General features: G+C 62.8%; 20 protein-coding genes. 18 read left to right on the forward strand and 2 right to left on the reverse strand.

The window, feature by feature from the left end:
• Positions 1–30: 30 nt before the first annotated feature.
• The 16 genes from ABN482_RS03830 (at position 31) to ABN482_RS03905 (ending at position 16016) form a co-directional block, all read left to right on the forward strand.
• Positions 31–840: an ABC transporter ATP-binding protein gene (locus ABN482_RS03830; protein ID WP_349502739.1), complete on the forward strand. Its 810-nt coding sequence runs from the start codon at positions 31–33 to the stop codon at positions 838–840.
• Positions 837–1400 carry a TlpA family protein disulfide reductase gene (locus ABN482_RS03835; protein ID WP_349502740.1) on the forward strand — a complete coding sequence of 188 codons (564 nt, stop codon included), beginning with the start codon at positions 837–839 and terminating at the stop codon, positions 1398–1400. The genes ABN482_RS03830 and ABN482_RS03835 overlap by 4 nt, the downstream gene beginning before the upstream one ends.
• Before the next feature lie 69 nt (positions 1401–1469).
• Positions 1470–1913 carry a type II 3-dehydroquinate dehydratase gene (gene aroQ / locus ABN482_RS03840; RefSeq protein ID WP_349502741.1) on the forward strand — a complete coding sequence of 148 codons (444 nt, stop codon included), beginning with the start codon at positions 1470–1472 and terminating at the stop codon, positions 1911–1913.
• 85 nt (positions 1914–1998) lie between these two features.
• The gene (gene accB / locus ABN482_RS03845; protein ID WP_349502742.1) at positions 1999–2442 is read left to right on the forward strand and encodes an acetyl-CoA carboxylase biotin carboxyl carrier protein; all 444 of its coding nucleotides are present in this window, start codon (positions 1999–2001) and stop codon (positions 2440–2442) included.
• Positions 2443–2450: 8 nt separating this feature from the next.
• On the forward strand, positions 2451–3797 hold the full coding sequence (gene accC / locus ABN482_RS03850) for an acetyl-CoA carboxylase biotin carboxylase subunit (RefSeq protein ID WP_349502743.1): 1347 nt from the start codon (positions 2451–2453) through the stop codon (positions 3795–3797).
• Between the two features lie 29 nt (positions 3798–3826).
• Positions 3827–4741, forward strand: a complete 915-nt coding sequence (prmA, locus tag ABN482_RS03855; protein WP_349502744.1) for a 50S ribosomal protein L11 methyltransferase — start codon at positions 3827–3829, stop codon at positions 4739–4741.
• Between the two features lie 14 nt (positions 4742–4755).
• Complete coding sequence (locus ABN482_RS03860) at positions 4756–5700, forward strand: zinc-ribbon and DUF3426 domain-containing protein (RefSeq protein ID WP_349502745.1); 945 nt, start codon at positions 4756–4758, stop codon at positions 5698–5700.
• Between the two features lie 12 nt (positions 5701–5712).
• On the forward strand, positions 5713–6651 hold the full coding sequence (locus ABN482_RS03865) for a carbohydrate kinase family protein (protein WP_349502746.1): 939 nt from the start codon (positions 5713–5715) through the stop codon (positions 6649–6651).
• Between the two features lie 11 nt (positions 6652–6662).
• Positions 6663–7103 carry a YbhB/YbcL family Raf kinase inhibitor-like protein gene (locus ABN482_RS03870; RefSeq protein ID WP_349502747.1) on the forward strand — a complete coding sequence of 147 codons (441 nt, stop codon included), beginning with the start codon at positions 6663–6665 and terminating at the stop codon, positions 7101–7103.
• A gap of 5 nt (positions 7104–7108) precedes the next feature.
• Positions 7109–8545 (forward strand): UDP-N-acetylmuramate:L-alanyl-gamma-D-glutamyl-meso-diaminopimelate ligase, encoded by a 1437-nt coding sequence (gene mpl / locus ABN482_RS03875; protein WP_349502748.1) that lies wholly within the window; start codon positions 7109–7111, stop codon positions 8543–8545.
• Between the two features lie 31 nt (positions 8546–8576).
• Positions 8577–10466: a ribonuclease catalytic domain-containing protein gene (locus ABN482_RS03880; RefSeq protein ID WP_349502749.1), complete on the forward strand. Its 1890-nt coding sequence runs from the start codon at positions 8577–8579 to the stop codon at positions 10464–10466.
• Positions 10467–10535: 69 nt separating this feature from the next.
• A complete protein-coding gene (locus tag ABN482_RS03885) occupies positions 10536–11438 on the forward strand; it encodes an energy transducer TonB (protein WP_349502750.1) in 903 nt (300 codons plus the stop codon).
• Entirely contained in the window at positions 11435–12319 is an 885-nt protein-coding gene (gene aroE / locus ABN482_RS03890) for a shikimate dehydrogenase (RefSeq protein ID WP_349502751.1), read from the forward strand. The genes ABN482_RS03885 and aroE overlap by 4 nt, the downstream gene beginning before the upstream one ends.
• 19 nt (positions 12320–12338) lie before the next feature.
• Positions 12339–13058 (forward strand): monofunctional biosynthetic peptidoglycan transglycosylase, encoded by a 720-nt coding sequence (gene mtgA / locus ABN482_RS03895; protein ID WP_349502752.1) that lies wholly within the window; start codon positions 12339–12341, stop codon positions 13056–13058.
• 11 nt (positions 13059–13069) lie between these two features.
• Positions 13070–14638 carry a glucose-6-phosphate isomerase gene (gene pgi / locus ABN482_RS03900; protein ID WP_349502753.1) on the forward strand — a complete coding sequence of 523 codons (1569 nt, stop codon included), beginning with the start codon at positions 13070–13072 and terminating at the stop codon, positions 14636–14638.
• Between the two features lie 88 nt (positions 14639–14726).
• Entirely contained in the window at positions 14727–16016 is a 1290-nt protein-coding gene (locus tag ABN482_RS03905; RefSeq protein WP_109062500.1) for an NCS2 family permease, read from the forward strand.
• Positions 16017–16109: 93 nt separating this feature from the next.
• On the opposite strand, the gene ABN482_RS03910 is transcribed toward ABN482_RS03905, so the two are convergent.
• Together ABN482_RS03910 and ABN482_RS03915 are read right to left on the reverse strand one after the other, a co-directional pair.
• Positions 16110–17009: a TPM domain-containing protein gene (locus ABN482_RS03910; RefSeq protein ID WP_502877229.1), complete on the reverse strand. Its 900-nt coding sequence runs from the start codon at positions 17007–17009 to the stop codon at positions 16110–16112.
• Entirely contained in the window at positions 17009–17629 is a 621-nt protein-coding gene (locus ABN482_RS03915; protein ID WP_349502755.1) for a LemA family protein, read from the reverse strand. Before ABN482_RS03915 ends, ABN482_RS03910 begins: the two co-directional genes overlap by 1 nt.
• A gap of 382 nt (positions 17630–18011) precedes the next feature.
• Between ABN482_RS03915 and ABN482_RS03920 the strand changes: the two genes are divergently transcribed.
• Together ABN482_RS03920 and ABN482_RS03925 are read left to right on the forward strand one after the other, a co-directional pair.
• The gene (locus tag ABN482_RS03920) at positions 18012–19451 is read left to right on the forward strand and encodes a catalase (RefSeq protein ID WP_349502756.1); all 1440 of its coding nucleotides are present in this window, start codon (positions 18012–18014) and stop codon (positions 19449–19451) included.
• A 90-nt stretch (positions 19452–19541) separates the two neighbouring features.
• Positions 19542–20345: an exodeoxyribonuclease III gene (locus tag ABN482_RS03925; protein ID WP_349502825.1), complete on the forward strand. Its 804-nt coding sequence runs from the start codon at positions 19542–19544 to the stop codon at positions 20343–20345.
• Positions 20346–20389: the final 44 nt, after the last annotated feature.

Consider the following 20389-nt stretch of genomic DNA (forward strand, 5'->3'; position numbering starts at 1 on the left):
GCAGTCGGGTCAGCCACGCCTGCAATCCCCATGTCAGCCCTGTCGATCGATGAACTTGCCGTCGCCTATGGCCGACGACGCATCATCGACGGTCTGACGGCCCGCCCCATCGAGGCCGGTCGCGTCACGGCGCTGCTCGGCCCCAACGGCAGCGGCAAATCCACCTTGCTCAAGGCACTGGCAGGCCTGGTCCGCACCGTCTCCGGTCACATCCGTCTCGGTACGCAGGATCTGACACACGCCGGTTTTGCCGAGCGAGCCCGCCATGTCGTCTACCTGCCGCAATCCCTGCCTGCCTCGGTGCATCTGCGCGTGTTCGAGTCTGTCCTGGTGGCGGCCCATGCGCAGGCCCAGGCCACACACCGGCCCGACCTGGAAGCCGTAGAAGCGCTGCTGGAGCGCCTGGGCATCGCCCATCTCGCCTCCGCCTACCTGGATCAGTTGTCGGGAGGTCAGAAACAGTTGGTCGGACTGGCCCAGGCACTGATCCGCAGGCCGCGTGTGCTGCTGCTCGATGAACCCCTGTCGGCACTGGATCTGAACTACCAGTTTCACGTCATGGATCTGTTGCACCAGGAAACGCAGGCACACGGCTTGATCACTGTCATTGTCCTGCACGATATCAATATCGCCCTGCGCCATACCGACCATGCCCTGATGCTTCATCAGGGTAAACTGCTGACGGACGGCCCCTCAGCCAACGTGATCTCAAGCGAGACGCTGCGTACCGTCTACGGCGTGCAGGCCCGGGTCGAGCGCTGCAGCCATGGTTTTCCCCATGTCATGATCGATGCGCTGGATACGGCACATCGTTCGCACCCAGGGAGTCAGTCGTCATGAAACGCCTGCTGATCCCGGCACTGCTCGCTCTCGCAGCAGCCGGACTGCTGTTCTTCTACCTGCAGCCTGCCACACAGGTCAACACACCTGTCGCAGCCACCCCGATGCCCGACGCTCCCAAGCCTGATGCGCTTGGAGCCCTGACGGTGCGCGAATTCCAGAACCTCGACGCACAGGGCCAGCAGATCCGCCAATGGATCGGCCAGCCCATGGTCATCAACTTCTGGGCCACCTGGTGTGCGCCCTGTGTGCGCGAAATGCCGGATCTCGAACGGCTCCAACAACAGCATCCGGGTGTCCGCATGGTCGGCATCGGCGTGGACTCGGCTGACAACATCCGGGCCTTTCTGCAAAAAGTCCCGGTGACCTACCCGATCCTGCTGGCCGGCCCCGGCGGCACGGACCTGATGCGCACACTGGGCAATCCCACCGGCGGACTGCCCTTTACATTGGTGCTCAATGCCGACGGCAGCCTTAACCGTGCCATCATCGGCGAAATCAATCCCAGTGATCTGGCTGCTACACTATCGGGCATGACACCTGAATCGACGCATTCCTGACGCTTCTGCTGGACAAAAGACGTCATTTGGCAGTAAAAACGCCCCTCATCGACAGGTTTTCGGATCTCAATGCCCAAACGCGCCCTCATCCTGAACGGCCCCAACCTGAATATGCTGGGCCGTCGCCAGCCTGAAATCTATGGCAGCACGACCCTGGCGGACATCGACCGCAAGCTGGTCGAGCTGGGCCGGGAGCTGGGCGTCGAGGTCCTGACCTTTCAGAGCAATCACGAAGGAGAGCTGATCGACCGCATACAGGCCGCCCGCGACGATGGTACCGACATCATCATCATCAATGCGGCCGCCTACACGCACACCAGCATTGCCTTGCGCGACGCCTTGGCTGCAGTGGAACTCCCATTCATCGAGGTCCACCTGTCCAACGTCCACCGGCGCGAACCCTTCCGCCATCACTCGTATCTGTCCGATCTTGCCGTCGGCGTCATTGCGGGCCTGGGCGAAGAAGGCTACATGGCGGCACTGCGCTACGCAGCCACGCTGAAACGAGCGTAGTCCGCCTGCCTGCACGGGTAAACCGGGGCGCCCTGGCTCCAACCAGCCGAACCGCCCGCACACTGTAAATTTTTCAGGAAATTCCATGGATCTTCGAAAACTGAAAACCCTGATCGACCTGGTTGCCGATTCCGGCATCGCCGAACTGGAAATCACCGAAGGTGATGGCACGGTCCGTATCGTCAAATTTGCCCAAGCATCTGCCCAGCCCGTGATGATGGCCCAGCCGGCCACCACGGTCGTGGCGGCACCGGCTGCAGCCGCAGCAGCACCGGCAGCGCCAGCCGTACCGCAGGGTCATGCCGTCAAGGCCCCCATGGTCGGCACGTTCTATCGCGCCCCCAACCCTGAAGCGCCTCCGTTCGTCGAAGTCGGCCAGACCGTCAAGGAAGGCGATGTACTGTGCATCATCGAAGCCATGAAGCTGCTCAACGAAATCGAAGCCGACAAGTCCGGCGTCATCAAGGAAGTCGTGGTCGAGAACGGTGGCCCGGTTGAGTACGGCCAGCCCCTGTTCATCATCGGCTGATCAAGCGTATGTTCGAGAAACTCCTGATCGCCAACCGGGGCGAAATCGCATTGCGCATCCAGCGTGCCTGCCGGGAACTGGGCATCAAGACCGTAGTGGTGCATTCCGAGGCCGACCGCGAAGCCAAGTATGTCCGCCTGGCCGATGAGTCGGTCTGCATCGGACCGGCACCCGCGGCAGCCAGCTACCTGAATATGCCTGCCATCATTTCGGCGGCTGAAGTCACCGACGCCGAGGCCATCCATCCCGGATACGGTTTCCTGGCAGAGAACGCCGACTTTGCCGACCGAGTAGAGAAAAGCGGCTTTGTATTCGTCGGCCCACGCCCTGACTCGATCCGACTGATGGGCGACAAGGTCAGCGCCAAGCACGCCATGATCGAAGCCGGCGTGCCTGTCGTGCCCGGTTCCGAGGGGGCCCTGCCCGATGATCCCCAGGAAATCCAGCGCATCGCCCGCGAAGTCGGCTATCCGGTCATCATCAAGGCTGCCGGCGGCGGCGGCGGACGCGGCATGCGCGTGGTCCATACCGAGGCAGCACTGCTGACCGCTGTGGCCATGACCCGCTCGGAAGCCGGCGCGGCGTTCAATAATCCCGAGGTCTACCTCGAGAAGTTTCTCGAAAACCCCCGCCACATCGAGATCCAGGTGTTGGCCGATGGTGTGCGCAACGCCGTCTGGCTGGGAGAGCGCGACTGCTCCATGCAACGTCGCCACCAGAAGGTCATCGAAGAAGCGCCCGCCCCCGGCATCCCGCGCAAGCTGATCGAACGCATCGGCGAACGCTGCGCCGACGCCTGCCGCAAGATCCAGTATCGCGGTGCCGGTACGTTCGAGTTCCTGTATGAAAACGGCGAGTTCTATTTCATCGAAATGAACACCCGCATCCAGGTCGAGCACCCGGTCACCGAGCTGATCACCGGCATCGATCTGGTCCAGCAGCAGATCCTGATCGCCGCCGGCGAAAAGTTCACGCTGCGCCAGCGCGACATCGTATTCAAGGGTCACGCCATCGAGTGCCGCGTCAACGCGGAAGACCCCGAGCGTTTCGTGCCCTGCCCCGGCCGCATCACCAACTGGCATGCGCCCGGTGGTCCTGGCGTGCGCGTCGACTCGCACATTTTCAACGGCTATTTCGTACCGCCCAACTACGACTCGATGATCGCCAAGATCATCACCTACGGCGATACCCGCGACCAGGCCCTGGCCCGGATGCGCATTGCCCTGTCGGAAACGGCTGTCGACGGCATTCAGACCAACATCCCGCTGCACCGCGAGCTGCTGACCGATGCCCGCTTCGTCGAAGGTGGCACCAGCATCCACTACCTGGAAGAAAAGCTGTCGCAACGCCATTGAGGTGTACGGCAGCCCCTACGGAAACCGATATGCGTGAACTGGTCTTCGATTGTCCCGGACAGCAGGCCGAGGCCCTGTCCGATGCCTTGCTGGAGGCCGGCGCGCTTTCGGTGTCCGTAGAGGATGCCGACCGCGACACAGCGGATGAACAGCCCCTGTTCGGCGAGCCAGGACTGGAACCCGACAGCCATGCCTGGCAGCGCAATCTGGTGGTTGCCCTGCTGCCCGACGGCGTGGACCCGGCCCAACTGTTCGAGCAGGCATTGAACATTCATCGGGAAAATGGCAGCACGCTGCCTGAATCCTGCACGGACTGGCAACTGCGCGAAGTACCCGACGCGGACTGGGTCCGGCTGACCCAGGCACAATTCGCCCCCATCCCGGTCGGTGACCGGGTCTGGATCGTGCCAAGCTGGCACACCCTGCCCGCCGAAGCTCGACCCGATGCCATTGCCATCGAGCTCGACCCTGGCCTGGCCTTCGGTACCGGCAGCCATCCCACCACGCATCTGTGCCTGCAATGGCTGGTGGCCCACCTGCAACCGGGCACCAGCGTTCTCGATTACGGCTGCGGCTCGGGTATCCTGGCCATCGCCGCCCGCAAGCTGGGTGCAGCCACCACGCATGCCATCGATATCGACGAGCAGGCCGTACAGGCCACCGGCGACAATGCGCTCAACAATCAGGTCGAGCTGATTCCCGGCCTGCCCAATGCATTGCCGGCCGGCACGCACGATCTGGTCATCGCCAACATTCTCTCCAACCCGCTCAAGGTGCTTGCCCCCATGCTGTCGGGTCGTGTCGCCCCCGGTGGTCATCTGGTGCTGTCCGGCGTGCTGGAACGCCAGGCCGAGGAAGTGGCAGCCGTCTACGCCCCCTGGATCCCGCTATCGGTCTGGCGTGCTCACGACGGTTGGGTTTGCCTGCACGGTCAACGTACCTGAGCCGAGGCCTGAACATGGGCCTGCAGACACGGTGTCCGGCATGTCATACCGTATTCGGCATCACGCCCGATCTGCTGGCGCGCCGTCATGGCATGGTGCGCTGCGGTGCCTGCCTGACCGTTTTCGATGGCCGCCAGTCGCTGTCCGACACGGACGACCTGCCTCTGCTGACCGAGGCGGTATCGTCCTCTGAGGCAACCTCGTCATCACTGGCTGATTCACCTGCTTTACCTGTCGAAGAAGAAGGTGCCCCTCGCCACTGGCTGGGCGACCCGCCGGCCGCAGGGATAGAAGACGAAGACGAACGCGAGCACGAAACGACAGGCTATGCGGCACCGGCCCGTGACCCGGAATTCGACGCACCGGCAGATACATTCCTGCTCGATGAGACGGATCGTCGCGCCGGTCTGCCCGAGTTCCTGGACGACGACACGCAAGACCGACGACGACGCCATCAGGGATTCTGGACTTTGCTGTGCGTGCTGGCGCTGGCCGTCATGCTGCTGCAACTGTTCTGGCAACAGCGCGACTGGATCGCCTCGTGGCATCCGGCCGTCCGCGGCGTGATCGAGCGCGTGTGCGACCCGCTGGGCTGCAAGGTCGGTTACCTGCGACATCCGGATCAACTGCAGATCGTGTCTTCGTCGCTGCAGACTGCCACGCCCACGACCGATGGCTCAAGCCAACTGACGCTGCCGGGGGAACGGCATTCCCTCGACCTGACCCTGCGATTGCGCAACGGTCATCACTCGCCGCAACCCTGGCCAGGCATCTTCCTGAGCCTGACGGATTTTTCAGATACCATAGTGGCCCGCAAGGCACTGCTGCCTGCCGACTATCTGCCGCCCGACCGTCTGTCCCGGCCCTTTGCCGCCATGAGCAGCCTGGACCTGTCGATCCCGCTGACCCTGGACGACCTGACCGTGAGCGGCTACCGGCTCGAACTCTTCTTTCCATAGCACATTGCAGATATGACCAAGACTGTACTGATTTGTGGCTCCATGGCCTTCGATACGATCGCCATCTTCAATGGCCGTTTCAAGGATCATATCCTGCCCGACAGCATCCATGCCCTGAGCGTTTCCTTCCTCGTGCCATCGATGCGCAAGGAGTTCGGTGGTTGTGCCGGCAATGTAGCCTACAACCTCAAATTGCTGGGTGGCACACCGCTGCCGGCCGCGACCATCGGCGAAGATGCCGGCGACTATCTGGAGCGCTTTCGCAACCTGGGGATAGACACCCGCCTGCTGAAAGTCCAGCCCGGCACGTTCACCGCCCAGTGCTTCATCACCAATGACCTGGACGATAACCAGATCACGGCTTTCCACCCCGGTGCCATGGAGTTTTCTGCGCAAAACGATGTCTCGGGCAGCACAGCACGCTGGGCCATTGTCGCGCCCGATGCCAAGGAGGGCATGTTCGCCCATGCCGAGCGACTGCATGCCGAAGGCACGCCTTTCATTTTCGACCTGGGTCAGGCCATGCCGCTTTTCGACGGCGCGGACCTGGAGCGCATGCTGACGCTGACCCAGGCGCTGACGGTCAATGACTATGAGGCCCGTGTGGTGGAGCAACGCACAGGACGGTCGCTGACGGATATCGCCAAGGGCCTGCAGGCCGTGGTGGTGACACTCGGTGCCGATGGCTCGCGCCTGATCACGCAAGGCCAGGAGTACCATATCCCGCCCGTGGCGGCCACCGAGGTCGTCGATCCGACCGGATGCGGCGATGCCTATCGCGGCGGCCTGCTCTATGGCCTGGTCGAAGGCTGGAGCTGGCAGGACAGTTGCAAGCTCGCCAACGTGATGGGAGCCATCAAGATTGCCTCGCGTGGTCCGCAGAACCACGCGCCTTCACGCAGCGAGATTGCCGACAAGCTGCTGGCCCAGTACGGACTGTCCCTGTCCTGAGGAGATACAGCATGACATTGCCCCTTGTCTCATTGCGCCGGCTTGCCGTCCCCCTGATGCTGGTATCGGCCCTGGCGGCCTGCAAGACCGTCGAGCAACGCGAAGCGGCAGAAGCCCGCTACCAGGTCCTGGATATCTCATTTTCGTGGAGCGACACGGCGGCCTGTGGAGACACGGCTTCGCCGCTGTTCTCGATCCGCAACGTACCGAGTGGCACGCAGAGGCTGCGTTTCATCATGGTCAACGCCATGACGCCGTCGGAAAACAGCAGCGCTGAAATCGACTATACCGGACGTTACGGACGGGTCGCCATCACGCGCGGGGCATTTGAATACACCGGTCCCTGCATTGACGAAGGTACCAAGCGCTACCAATGGACCGTGGAAGCACTGGACGCGGAAGGCAACTTCCTGGGTGGAGGCAAGCTCGTACGTCCCTTCCCGGATCGGTAAAGGCCATGCATCTTCATATCCTCGGCATTTGCGGCACATTCATGGGTGGACTGGCGTTGCTGGCCCGCGAGGCGGGCCATCGCGTCACCGGCTGCGATGCCGGCGTCTACCCGCCCATGAGCACCCAGTTGCAGGAACAGGGCATTGAACTGATTGAAGGCTTTGCCCCCGACCAGTTGGCATTGAAGCCCGATCTCTACATCATCGGCAATGTCGTGTCGCGCGGCAATCCGCTGATGGAAGCCATCCTTGAATCGGGAGCCCCGTATATCTCGGGCCCCCAATGGCTTGGCGAACATCTGCTGCAAGGCCGGCATGTGCTGGCAGTCGCCGGCACCCACGGCAAGACCACGACCAGCTCCATGCTGGCCTGGGTACTGTCGCAATGCGGCCAGCAGCCCGGATTCCTGATCGGCGGCATTGCGCCGGGACTGGAAGTCTCGGCCCGGCTGGGACAGTCGCAACCTGCAGCAGGGCAGGCCCGCCCCCTGTTCGTCATCGAGGCTGACGAATATGACACGGCCTTCTTCGACAAGCGCTCCAAATTCGTGCACTACCGGCCGCGCACGGCCATCCTGAACAACCTGGAATTCGACCACGCCGACATCTTTGCCGATCTTGGCGCCATCGAAACCCAGTTCCACCATCTGGTGCGCACCATCCCTGCCAGCGGCCGCATCATTCATCCGGCACACGACGCTGCGCTGGAACGCGTCCTGGCGCGAGGCTGCTGGTCCGGCACACGACTGCTCGACAGTCCTGCCGGCTGGCAGGCCGGCGAGCCGGATGCGCAAGATCATTTCGACGTGTTCCGAGACGGTCAGCCAGTCGGCCGCATCACCTGGTCACAGACCGGCGCGCACAATCGCATGAACGCGCTGGCCGCGCTGGCCGCCGCCGAGCATGTCGGCGTCGCGCCCGACACTGCCATCGCTGCCCTGAGCAGCTTCGGTGGCGTGAAGCGCCGCATGGAGTTGCGCGGCACCGTGCACAACATTGCCGTCTACGATGATTTTGCCCATCACCCGACGGCCATCGCCACCACACTGGAAGGTCTGCGCCACAAAATCGGCCCGGCGCGTATCCTGGCTGTTCTTGAGCCTCGATCCAACACCATGAAGCTGGGCACCATGGCACAGCGTCTGCCTGCCGCGCTGGGTGAGGCCGACCTGGTGTTCTGCTACGGCGAAACCCAGGGCAGGCATGCGCTGGGCTGGGACCCGGCGACTGCACTGGCCCCGCTGGGTTCGCGCGCGACCGCATACAGCGAAATCGAAGCCCTGGTACGCAGCGTAGCGACGCAGGCGCGGCCCGGAGACCATATCGTGGTGATGAGCAATGGCAGTTTCGGTGGCGTGCATGAACGGCTGCTCGCCGCGCTCGACAGTGTGATCCCCGGCAGTCAGCCGCCGCATACTGCAGCCGCCCCCCTTTCGCCCTGATTTTTTCCAAGCAATCCAGATCCGAGTTTCAATGTACGTACTTTACGAAGAAGATGGCAGTTTCAAGGGCGGACGCATCCTGTCCGAGGCAGATTCCAGCCTGCAGGTAGAAGCAGCCAGCGGCAAGCGCAGCAAGATCAAGCGCAACAATGTCGTCATGGAATTCGCCGCGCCCGATCCCGACAGCCTGCTGGCGCAGGCCCAGGCAGCAGCCGAAGAAATTGATCTGGATTTCCTGTGGGAGTGCGCGCCCCAGGAAGAATTCGACGTGGCCGCACTGGCCCAGGATTATTTCGGTCATGCGCCCAGTGCCCTGGACCAGGCCACGCTGCTGCTGCGCCTGCACAGTGCGCCCGCCTATTTCCATCGGCGCGGCAAGGGCCGCTACCGTCCGGCGCCACCTGACATCCTGCAGGCCGCGCTGGCCGCGATCGAGAAAAAACGCCTGCAGGCCGAACAGCAGCAGGCCTGGATCGATGCCATGACGGCCGGCTCGTTGCCACCGGAAATCGCCGAGGTCGCACCATCGCTCCTGCTGCGCCCCGACAAGAACAGCCAGCAATGGAAAGCACTGGATGCGGCCTGCCAGCAGACCGGCAAGACACCGGACCAGTTGCTGCTGCAGCTGGGTGCATGGCCGCATCCACTGGCACTGATGCGATTCCGTTTCCTGGCACAGCAGTTCCCCAGGGGCACTGGTTTTGCAGAAGCATCGCTTCCCGAGCTGCCCGACACGCTGCCAGAGGCTGATGTCGAGGCCTATTCGGTCGATGATGTCAGCACTACCGAGATCGATGACGCGCTCTCGGTCTCGGTTCTGCCTGATGGCAACATTCGTGTCGGTGTCCACATTGCGGCACCGGCGTTGGCGGTGACACGTGGCAGCGCCCTCGACGAAATCGCCCGCCAGCGCATGTCCACCGTGTACATGCCCGGCCAGAAGATCCCGATGCAGCCGCCCGAGCTGATCGAAGCCTTTTCCCTCGATGCGGGACGCCCGGTACCGGCACTGTCGCTATATGTCACGGCCAATCCGGAAAGTGGCGACATTATGGAAACAACTACCCGCCTCGAGCGCATCCAGGTCCGGGAAAATCTGCGACACAATCATCTGGATGCAGAAATCACGCCCGAGCGCCTGGTAACCGAAGACCCGACACTGCCCTACGCGCACTGGCTGCTGCCGCTCTGGAAGCTGGCGCTGGCTCTATCGCGCAAACGTGACGAGGTACGCGGCAAGCCCGAGGGCAACAACCGGGTCGAATACAGCTTCGAACTCGACGGCCCGGCCGATGATCCCGACACGCCGGTCCGGCTGGTGCCACGCCGCCGCGATGCGCCCCTGGACAAGATGATCGCCGAGTACATGATCCTGGCCAACAGCCAGTGGGGTGCCCTGCTCGACCAGCACGGCGTGCCCGGGATCTATCGTTCCCAGCAAATGGGACGCGTGCGCATGAGCACCCAGGCGCTCCCGCATGAAGCCATCGGCGTCAAGCAATACATCTGGTCCACATCGCCGCTGCGACGCTATGTCGATCTGGTCAACCAGCAACAGTTGCTGGCCGCTGCCGAACATGGCATCTCGGCACGACTGGTCGCCCCCTACAAGCCACGCGATGCCGACCTGTACGCATTGATCAGCGCTTTCGACGGCCAATACACGGCCATCTCGGACTTCCAGCGCACCATGGAGCGCTACTGGTGCCTGCGCTGGCTGAAGCAGCAAAACATCACTCACTGTCGCGCCAGCTTCATCCGCGACAACCTGGCCCGACTCGATATCGCGCCCCTGGTGGTTGAAATCAACGGCATGCCAGAACTGGCACGAGGCCAGCAGATCGAAATCGAGATCCTGGGGCAGGACGAGATCAACCTGACATTGGACTGCCGCTATCTGGAAGCGGTGCCACTGGCATGAATCGCATAGCGATGATGACATCCTGGGGATGATTCACCCAGGAGCCAGACTTACACTAAAATCCGCAGGGTGAATGCCCTGCGCCCTTCTCCCTCGCGCCAGTCACTGAACTGGCTACGCGCCACGCCCACCAGCCGCCGCTACCTGTATATCGGCGCGGGGCTATCCTTGCTGCTGCACGGCGTGGCACTGACCCTGCATTTCGGATCGCTGTCCCGTACACCTCAGGTGGCACCGATGCTTGAGGTCGCCCTGGTCAACGCCAGCACCGACACTGAGCCCTTGCAAGCCCAGGCGCTGGGGCAGGCTGCGCTCGACGGCGGTGGCGATGGCGAACAGGGCATGGCCCGCTCACCGCTGCCGCGCACCTCACCCACGGCCGACGGTATCGTCCTGGCTGCCATGCGCAAGCGCCAGGCCGAACTGGAAGCCATGCAGCAACAACTGTTGACCGTACTCGAATCCGAACAGGCCGTCGCACAAGCCCGACCGGACACCTATCCCTGGCCAGAAGCAGACCGCCCCGGCCAGGATGAACAGGACCAGGAAGCACAATTGCGCACAGCCCGCATTGCGGCACTTTCGGAGCAGGTCCAGACCTATACCCGCCAGCCACGCACACACGTCTATGCCCCGGCCGTATCCCCCTGGCCCTACGCCGAATACGTCGAGCAGTGGCGCAGCCGCATGGAAGACGTCGGCACCCGCCATTACCCGACCGGCAACCAGGGCAAGCTCTATGGTGTACTGCAGGCCACGGTCTTCATCCGTGCCGATGGCAGCCTGGAGGATATCCGCATCGACCAGCCGGCCCGCAACGGCGCGCTGAACCAGGCGGCGCGCCGGATCGTGCAATTGGCAGCCCCCTTTCCTCCACTGCCTCCCGAGCTGGCACGCGAAACCGATATACTCGCCATCACACGCACCTGGCGCTTCACCAACGATACGCTCCACATGCAGGCCACCGAATGACCGATTTTCCGACTATTGCCCGCTATGCCGTGATCGGCAACCCGATCGCGCACAGCCGTTCCCCGGACATCCATCAGTTGTTCGCCGCCCAGACACAGCGTACGCTGGAGTATGACAAGATCCTTGCCGAGCCCGATGAGTTCTCTACCGTCATGCCTGCCTTCTTCGAACAGGGCGGCCTGGGCCTGAATGTCACCGTTCCCTTCAAACAGGAAGCCTATGTCCTGAGTCAGATCCTGAGCGCACGCGCAGCCGCTGCCGGCGCGGTCAATACGCTCTGGCTCCAGAATGGTCTGCTGCATGGTTGCAATACGGACGGCATCGGCCTGGTCCGTGATCTGAACCGTCTCGACGCCCAGCTCGACGGAGCCCAGGTACTGCTGGTCGGCGCGGGCGGGGCCGCCCGCGGTGTGCTGCAGCCCCTGCTGGAAGCTGGCTGTGCCCACATCCATATCGTCAACCGTACCGAGCGCCGCGCACATGAGCTACGCGAAGGCTGGTTGAGTGCGCTGGCCGACCACGGCCTGCCGTCCACACACTTCGATGAGCATGCCCTCTCGGCGGGCAGCCTGCTCAGCGCCGGGACCGGCAGCTGGGATATCGTCATCAATGCCACCGCCAGCAGCCTGCAGGGCCAGGCACCCGAGCTGCCCCCTGACATCTACCGCCCCGACAGTCTGGCCTATGACATGGTCTACGGACCGGAAGACACACCTTTCATGCGCGTGGCCCGCATCCACGGTGCAGCACGCTGCGCCGACGGGCTGGGCATGCTGATCGAGCAAGCGGCCGAGAGCTTCTACCTCTGGCACGGACTGCGCCCGGACACCCAGGCCACGCTTGAAACCATGCGTGCGACCTGGTCGGCCGCCCGCACCTGAGCCGGACACAGGCCCCGCCATGACAGGCATCCGGCGTCCATGGCTGCATCGCAGCATGCTGGCACTGATGGCGCTGGCATGCCTGCTTTTGCTGGCCCAGTTCTGGTTCTTTGCCCAAGTTGTCTGGTATCAGTACAAGACGCCCGCCCGCACCCCTATCATGCAGGAACAGCTCGATAGCCTGCGCGAAAAGCGCCCCGACGCCGAACTGCAATACCGCTGGGTCGATTACGACCGGATCAGTGCATCGCTCAAACGTGCCGTGATTGCCGCCGAGGATGCCAATTTCATGCAGCATGGCGGTATCGAATGGGAAGCCATTCGCAAGGCCTGGGACTACAATCGCCAGCAACGCGAAGATGGCAGCGCACGGGTCCGTGGCGGTTCGACGATCACGCAGCAACTGGCCAAGAACCTGTTTCTCTCGGGCACCCGCAGCTATCTGCGCAAGGCCCAGGAAATGATACTGGCCTATATGATCGAGCATGTCATGGACAAAGAGCGCATCCTGGAGCTGTATCTCAATGTCGCAGAGTGGGGCAACGGCATCTTCGGTGCCGAGGCCGCTGCACGGCACTATTTCGGCACCAGCGCCGCGCAGTTGAGCAGTGCACAGGCAGCCCGGCTGGCAGCCATGCTGCCCAATCCACGCTACTACGACCAGCACCGCAATACCCGCTACCTGAACGGGCGCACCGCCACGCTGCAGCAACGCATGCGCATGGTCGATATTCCCTAGATACTGATCCCATGACGCCTCCCTCGCTTCTCCCTGGTTTGCCCGAACTCACTACACTGCCTGAATGGCAGGCTTTCGTGCGAGCCACTGGACACACCCATCGCCACGCACAAATCCTGCGCATTCTGCCGGCGGCGGGCCTGCACGTCGATGTCAGCGCCCAGCCGCTCTCGCCCGCCCTGGACCAGGCGGCCAGCGACCTGCTGGCGGTACGCGGTTTCGAGCGGGCCCGCGAGGCACTTTTTGCAGGCCAGGCAGTCAATGTCACGGAACAGCGCGCTGCCTGGCACACCATGCTGCGCGCGCCCGCCCCCATTGCCGAAGTCGTCCAGGCCCGCCAGCACTTGCTGGATTTCGTCCATCGCGCCGACACCGAGCGCCGCTGGCGCAATATCGTGCACATCGGTATCGGTGGCAGCGACTGGGGCGTCCGACTGGCAGTGGCAGCCTTCGGCAATACCGGCGTATGGCGACAGATCCGTTTTGTCTCCAATATCGACGGGCATGCGATCGCGGGCGGACTGGCCGGGCTGGATCCACACCAGACACTGATTGTGGTGGCATCGAAATCATTCGCCACGGCAGAAACGCTCGAAAATGCCCGGCGTGCCCTGGAGTGGATGCGCGCCGCCGACGTTCCGCATCCCGAGCAGCAACTGGTCGCCATCACCGCCCAGCCACAGCGGGCCCAGGACTTCGGCGTCCCGAGCGCGCACATCTTTCCCTTCTGGGAATGGGTTGGCGGGCGTTTCTCGCTCTGGTCCTCCGTCAGCCTGTCAGCCGCACTGACTGTGGGCACCGACGTGATCTCCGGCATGCAGGCGGGCGCCGCAGCCATGGATCAGCATTTCCTGCAGGCCCCACCCGTCAGCAATGCCCCCGTGCAGATGGCGCTCGCAGGCATCGCCAACCGCAGTGTGCTGGGGTATGGATCCCTCAATCTGGCGGTCTATGATTCACGATTGTTCTATCTGGTGCCCTACCTGCAACAGCTCGAAATGGAATCGCTGGGCAAGTCGGTCGACATTGCCGGCCAGACCGTACAGGTCGCCACCGGGCCGGCCGTATGGGGTATGCCGGGCACCGATGCACAGCATACATTCTTCCAGTGGCTGCACCAGGGCAGCGATGGTGCCCCGACGGACTTCATTGTCTGCCAGCAGGCCGACCATCGCTGGCCCGGCCATCACCGACAGTTGCTGGCCCATTGCCTGGCCCAGCGCGAGGCGCTGCTGCGCGGCAAGTCATACGAAGACGCACTGGCCGAAGCACATGCGCTGGCCCCCGACGATCCGCAGCGGCAAGCCTGGCTGGCACGGCACAAGACACACACCGGTGGCCGGCCCTCCAGCCTGATCGTTCTGCCACGCCTGAGCCCTTATACGCTGGGCGCGCTGCTGGCGCTGTATGAGCATAAAATCTTTGTCCAGGCGCTGATCTGGGGCATCAATCCCTTTGACCAATGGGGCGTCGAGTTCGGCAAGAACCTGGCCAGCCGCATCCTGCAGGAGTGGGCAGGTTCCGCCCCTCCCTCCGAACACGACGCCTCGACCCGGCACTGGATCGACAGCCTCTCCTGACACGTCGGCATGACTCGCAGTTCAAGTCATGCCACACCTTGAGCATCAACAACTTACCTATCCTGCCTTTCTGTCTCCTGGACCCATCATGCTGGAAAAACTGTTCGGCCTGCGTGACCACGGCACCAACTTCCGCACGGAAGTCACCGCCGGCATCACGACCTTCCTGACGATGTCTTACATCATCTTCGTCAATCCCGATATCCTTTCATCGACCGGCATGGACAAGGATGCCGTTTTCGTGGCGACCTGCCTGGCGGCGGCGCTGGGCTCGATCATCATGGCCCTGGTGGCCAACTGGCCCATCGGCATGGCACCGGGCATGGGCCTGAACGCCTTTTTCGCCTTCACCGTCGTGGGTGTGCTGGGCTTCACCTGGCAGCAAGCGCTGGGTGCGGTATTTATCTCCGGCCTGATCTTCATCGTGCTGACCGTGACCGGCGTACGCGCCTGGCTGCTGGCCGGCATCCCGACGTCTCTGCGCAGCGCCATCGCGGCCGGGATCGGCCTGTTCCTGGGCATCATCGCCCTGTCGAGTGCCCAGATCGTGGTCGACCATCCCGTCACCAAGGTCACGCTGGGCAACCTGCGCCACCACGAACCCTTGCTGGCCATTCTGGGCTTTTTCCTGATCGCCGCGCTGGATGCGCTGCGCGTGCGGGGTGCCATCCTGATCGGCATCCTGGTGGTCACGGTGCTCAGCATCCTGCTGGGCTACAACAGTTTCCAGGGCATTGTCGCAGCCCCTCCCAGCATCGCCCCCACTTTCATGCAACTTGATATCGTCGGGGCTTTCAATGCCGGTATCGTCCAGGTCCTGCTGGTCCTGGTGCTGGTCGAGGTCTTTGACGCCACGGGTACCCTGACCGGCGTGGCCAAGCGGGCCGGCCTGCTGGAGCCCGGCCGCAGCAACCGCCTGGGTCGCGCCCTGTTTGCCGACAGCACAGCCATTACCGTCGGCTCGCTGATGGGCACCAGCAGTACCACGGCCTATGTGGAAAGCGCCTCGGGCGTGCAGGCCGGCGGTCGAACCGGTCTGACCGCACTGGTCGTGGCCCTGCTGTTCCTGGCGGCCCTGTTCTTCGCCCCGCTCGCCAGTTCGGTGCCTGCCTATGCCACGGCCCCGGCCCTGCTGTACGTGGCAGGCCTGATGATGCGCGAACTGATCGAGATCGACTGGAATGATGTGACCGAGGCCACCCCGGCGGCCCTGACAGCCCTGGCGATGCCCTTCACCTACTCGATCGCCACGGGCCTGGCCTTTGGCTTTGTGAGCTATGTCGTGCTGAAGACTGCCACCGGCCGTTTCCGCGAAGTGCATGCTGCGGCCTGGCTGGTCGCCTTGCTGTTCGTGGCGCGCTACGCTTTCTTCGACTGACTGGATACCACAGTCCACCGGATGTTGACGCTGTTATTCAACATCCGGAGAAAAGCGGCTGGGGGCCTCACCGTGGCATCGCTTACCAACGGCTTACCAACGCCCCGAGGCACCTCCGCCACCGCTGCGTCCACCACCGCCCCGAAAGCCACCTGAAGAGCGGCCGCCGCCCCGGCCCAGGCCGCCACGCCAGCCACCCGGTGCGCCACCTCTGCCGGCGCTCTTGCGGATATGCTGGCGCAGGCCGGATTTGCCAATCAGTGCGCTGACCAAAAATCCGGCCACGGCACCACCTGCGGCAAACAGCCAGTTGCCAGCCAGCAACCATCCGGCCAGCGCACCGATCAAACCACCTGCCCATGCCGGCAGGACCAGCAGGAACATCAGCAACGCCAGCCAGGCCTCGCCCATGCCCTCATCGGCACCCGGTTTGGCCTGTGCTGCCGGCGGAGGCAATACCTCGCCCTCGATGAGCCGGGTCAGGCTATCGACCCCCGCCACAATGCCGGCGTCATACTGGCCCTCGGCAAAGCGCGGCACGATCTGCTCCCGGATGATGCGTCCACTCTGGGCGTCCGTGACTGCCCCCTCCAGCCCGTAGCCGACCTCGATACGCACGGCACGGTCGTCCTTGGCCACCAGCAGCAGGATGCCATCGTCCACATCCTTGCGCCCGATTTGCCACTGTTCGAACAGGCGCACGGCATACTGCTCGATCGTGTCACTGCCCGTGGTCGGCACCAGCACCACCACCAATTGCGCCCCCTTGCGCTGTTCGAGACCGACCAGCGAGGCATCAAGCTGCTGGCGTTGCGCGAGCGTCAGGGTATCCGTCAGATCAGTCACCCGGCCCTGCAAATCAGGCAACGGAACTTGCGCCGCCTGCACAGGCAACAGGCTGGCCAGTATCCAGCAGACCAGTGCCAGATATCGCGACACATGACGATGCAACAACCTGGCACCGCCTATGCAGCAGGTAGCAGCGACCACCATTACTGCGCCCCGGCCGTGCCCTGCGCAGGCGTCCCGAAATCAACGCTGGGGGCCTGTGAAATGGCAGCCTCGTTCTCGACACTGAAATTGGCCTTGGGCGCATACCCCAGCACTTTGGCAGTCAGCACTTCGGGGAAGCTGCGCACCAGCACGTTGTAGTCCTGTACCGCCTTGACATAGCGTTCGCGTGCCACGGCAATGCGGTTCTCGGTGCCCTCAAGCTGCGTCATCAGATCCCGGAACAGGCCGTCAGCCTTGAGCTGCGGGTAGTTTTCACTCACGACCAGCAGACGCGACAGGGCCGAGGACAGTTCGCCCTGGGCCTGCTGGAAACGCTGCATCTGTTGCGGATCATCGAGCTGGTCGGCCGTGATGTTGATCGAACCGACCCGCGCACGTGCATCGGTCACCTGCGTCAAGACCTGCTGCTCATGACTGGCATACCCCTTGACGGTACTGACCAGGTTGGGCACAAGGTCGGCACGCCGCTGATACTGGTTGAACACATTGGACCAGGCAGCCTTGACCTGTTCGTCTGCGGACTGAATGGCGTTGTAGCCGCAGCCCGACAGCAACGAGGCAAACAGCAAGGCACCAAGAAGGGACAAGTAGCGTTTCATCGATGGTTTTCCAAAGAAGTCGAGAAATAGGGACAAACAGTGCTTCTGACATTAAAGCAGTTTCCATGGTCACGGGCCAAGACAGGAAGTGTCAGGCACTTGCCGACACGCGAGACCGGCAACCTTAAATCATATTCAATTCATTGATCCGAAAGGAATTTGCATGACTTTCAGGATGGAAGACCATGGCGATTTCATGTATGGTGGGCACAAGACTGTGCACTTTTGGCAAGGATTTCATCCCCTATCCTCTTGAAAAAACCTATAGCCTCAAACAATCAAAATCATCACATATATAAATTTGATCAATCAATAAAGATCAATTAATCTTCTCTATGAATAGCGAGTAACCATCACACAACCCTATTGAAGGAGTGTTGCCATGCAGAACAAAGACACGTTGACCGCCGCCAACGGCCATCCGATTGCCGACAACCAGAACACCCAGACAGCCGGCCCTCGCGGCCCGGCCCTCATGCAGGACTTCTGGCTGCTCGAAAAGCTGGCACACTTCGACCGCGAACGCATCCCCGAGCGCGTGGTCCATGCCAAGGGCTCCGGTGCCTACGGTACCTTTACCGTGACCAAGGATATCTCCTGTTACAGCAAGGCAGCCATCTTTGCCGAAATCGGCAAGCAAACCCCGGTGTTTCTGCGCTTCTCGACCGTCGCCGGCGAACGCGGGGCCGCCGATGCCGAGCGCGATGTGCGTGGCTTCGCGCTCAAGTTCTATACCGACGAAGGCAACTGGGACGTGGTCGGCAACAATACGCCGGTCTTCTTCATTCGTGATCCGCTGAAGTTTCCGGACTTCATCCATACCCAGAAGCGTGATCCCCAGACCAACCTGCGCAACAACACGGCTGCCTGGGATTTCTGGGTACGCCATCCCGAGTCGCTGCACCAGGTCACCATCCTGATGTCCGACCGCGGCCTGCCGCTCAATTACCGCCAGATGCACGGCTTCGGCAGCCATACCTACAGCTTCCTCAATGCTGCCGGCGAACGCTTCTGGGTCAAGTTCCATTTCAAGAGCCAGCAGGGCATTGCCACCCTGACCGACCAGGAAGCCGCCAAGATCGTCTCTGGCGACCGCGAATCGGCGCAGCGCGATCTTTTCTACCAGATCGAGGCCGGCAACTTCCCGCGCTGGCGTGTCTGCGTGCAGGTCATGCCGGAAAAGGACGCGGCAGACTATGCCATCAATCCGTTCGACCTGACCAAGGTCTGGCCCCATGTTGACTACCCGCTCATCGAAGTCGGCATACTCGAGTTGAACCGCAATCCCGAGAACTACTTTGCCGAAGTGGAGCAGGCCGCCTTCACGCCCGCCAACGTCGTGCCGGGCATCAGTTTTTCGCCTGACAGGATGCTGCAGGGCCGGATTTTCTCGTATGGCGACACCCAGCGTTATCGCCTGGGGATCAACCACCACCAGATCCCGGTCAATGCCCCTCGCTGCCCGTTCGCCAGCTTCCATCGTGACGGTGCCATGCGCACCGATGGCAACCTGGGCGGCAAGGTCAACTACCAGCCCAACCGGTTCGGTGCTTTTGCCGAGGATCCCTCTGTCGCAGAGCCGCCGCTGGCGCTCGACGGGGCAGCCATGCGCTACGATCATCGCGAGGACAGTGATTACTACAGCCAGCCACGCGCCCTGTTCCGGCTGATGTCGGACGGGCAGCAGCAACAGCTGTTCGGCAATATCGCCCGCCATATCGGCGGCGTGCCCCAGGAAATCATCGACCAGGCTCTCGCACACTTCGAGCAGATCGATCCGGCCTACGCTGCGGGCGTGCGCCAGGCGCTCAAGACAGCGTAAACTCGATTCCTGACCACAGGCGGGGCACCCGGCCGCAACTGCCGGGTGCCCCTTTCCATGACCGCCATTCCCGCACCACAGGAGTCCCTCTTGCTACGCATCATCTCGCTCAATCTCAATGGCATCCGCTCCGCTTTCCGCAAGGGTCTGCAACCCTGGCTGGCACAACAACAGGCCGACATCGTCTGCCTGCAGGAGCTCAAGGCACAGGATGCCGACCTGACTGACGACATGCGTAGCCCGCTGGACTACACCGGCCATTTCTTTTCGGCCGAGAAAAAAGGCTACAGCGGCGTGGGCCTCTACCTGCGCCGGCCCGCCGAGCGGGTACTCGACGGCATGGACTGCGAGGAGTTCGACACCGAAGGGCGGATCATCCGCGCCGACTGGCCTGGATTGTCGGTGATCAGCGCCTATCTACCCTCCGGCTCCAGCGGCGACGAACGGCAGCAGGCCAAGTACCGTTTCCTGGATCATTTCGGCCCCTGGCTGGATGCGCTGGCTGCCGAGCATCGCGACACCGGGCGCGAGTTCGTGATCTGCGGTGACTGGAACATCGCACACCATGAAATCGACCTCAAGAACTGGCGCGGCAACCGCAAGAATTCGGGCTTCCTGCCCGAGGAGCGGGCCTGGCTGAGCACCGTCTTTGACCAGCGAGGTTTCGTGGACGTCTACCGCAGCCTGCATCCCGAGGCGACCGACGCTGCCTATACCTGGTGGAGCAACCGCGGCCAGGCCTGGGCAAACAACGTCGGCTGGCGCATCGACTACCAGATCGCCACCCCTGGCATCGCTGCCCTGGCGCGGCACTGCACCATCTACAAGGATGAGCGGTTTTCCGACCATGCGCCATTGACCATCGATTACGATTGGCACGGTTTCAGCGCCTGAAAATAGGGACAGACAGGGGCACCGCACGGCCACTCCAGCGGCCC

It is taken from the genome of Corticimicrobacter sp. (genome assembly GCF_040137905.1).
Taxonomy (GTDB): domain Bacteria; phylum Pseudomonadota; class Gammaproteobacteria; order Burkholderiales; family Burkholderiaceae_B; genus Corticimicrobacter.

Excerpts from the sequence above, each read along its gene's own strand:
- ABN482_RS03905 (WP_109062500.1), top strand. The coding sequence starts at position 14,727 with ATGCTGGAAAAACTGTTCGGCCTGCGTGACCACGGCACCAACTTCCGC.
- ABN482_RS03915 (WP_349502755.1), bottom strand. The coding sequence starts at position 17,629 with ATGAAACGCTACTTGTCCCTTCTTGGTGCCTTGCTGTTTGCCTCGTTG.
- prmA (WP_349502744.1), top strand. The coding sequence starts at position 3,827 with ATGCGTGAACTGGTCTTCGATTGTCCCGGACAGCAGGCCGAGGCCCTG.
- accC (WP_349502743.1), top strand. The coding sequence starts at position 2,451 with ATGTTCGAGAAACTCCTGATCGCCAACCGGGGCGAAATCGCATTGCGC.
- pgi (WP_349502753.1), top strand. The coding sequence starts at position 13,070 with ATGACGCCTCCCTCGCTTCTCCCTGGTTTGCCCGAACTCACTACACTG.
- ABN482_RS03830 (WP_349502739.1), top strand. The coding sequence starts at position 31 with ATGTCAGCCCTGTCGATCGATGAACTTGCCGTCGCCTATGGCCGACGA.
- accB (WP_349502742.1), top strand. The coding sequence starts at position 1,999 with ATGGATCTTCGAAAACTGAAAACCCTGATCGACCTGGTTGCCGATTCC.
- ABN482_RS03880 (WP_349502749.1), top strand. The coding sequence starts at position 8,577 with ATGTACGTACTTTACGAAGAAGATGGCAGTTTCAAGGGCGGACGCATC.
- ABN482_RS03920 (WP_349502756.1), top strand. The coding sequence starts at position 18,012 with ATGCAGAACAAAGACACGTTGACCGCCGCCAACGGCCATCCGATTGCC.
- mpl (WP_349502748.1), top strand. The coding sequence starts at position 7,109 with ATGCATCTTCATATCCTCGGCATTTGCGGCACATTCATGGGTGGACTG.
- mtgA (WP_349502752.1), top strand. The coding sequence starts at position 12,339 with ATGACAGGCATCCGGCGTCCATGGCTGCATCGCAGCATGCTGGCACTG.
- ABN482_RS03870 (WP_349502747.1), top strand. The coding sequence starts at position 6,663 with ATGACATTGCCCCTTGTCTCATTGCGCCGGCTTGCCGTCCCCCTGATG.
- aroQ (WP_349502741.1), top strand. The coding sequence starts at position 1,470 with ATGCCCAAACGCGCCCTCATCCTGAACGGCCCCAACCTGAATATGCTG.
- ABN482_RS03860 (WP_349502745.1), top strand. The coding sequence starts at position 4,756 with ATGGGCCTGCAGACACGGTGTCCGGCATGTCATACCGTATTCGGCATC.
- aroE (WP_349502751.1), top strand. The coding sequence starts at position 11,435 with ATGACCGATTTTCCGACTATTGCCCGCTATGCCGTGATCGGCAACCCG.
- ABN482_RS03910 (WP_502877229.1), bottom strand. The coding sequence starts at position 17,009 with ATGGTGGTCGCTGCTACCTGCTGCATAGGCGGTGCCAGGTTGTTGCAT.
- ABN482_RS03835 (WP_349502740.1), top strand. The coding sequence starts at position 837 with ATGAAACGCCTGCTGATCCCGGCACTGCTCGCTCTCGCAGCAGCCGGA.
- ABN482_RS03865 (WP_349502746.1), top strand. The coding sequence starts at position 5,713 with ATGACCAAGACTGTACTGATTTGTGGCTCCATGGCCTTCGATACGATC.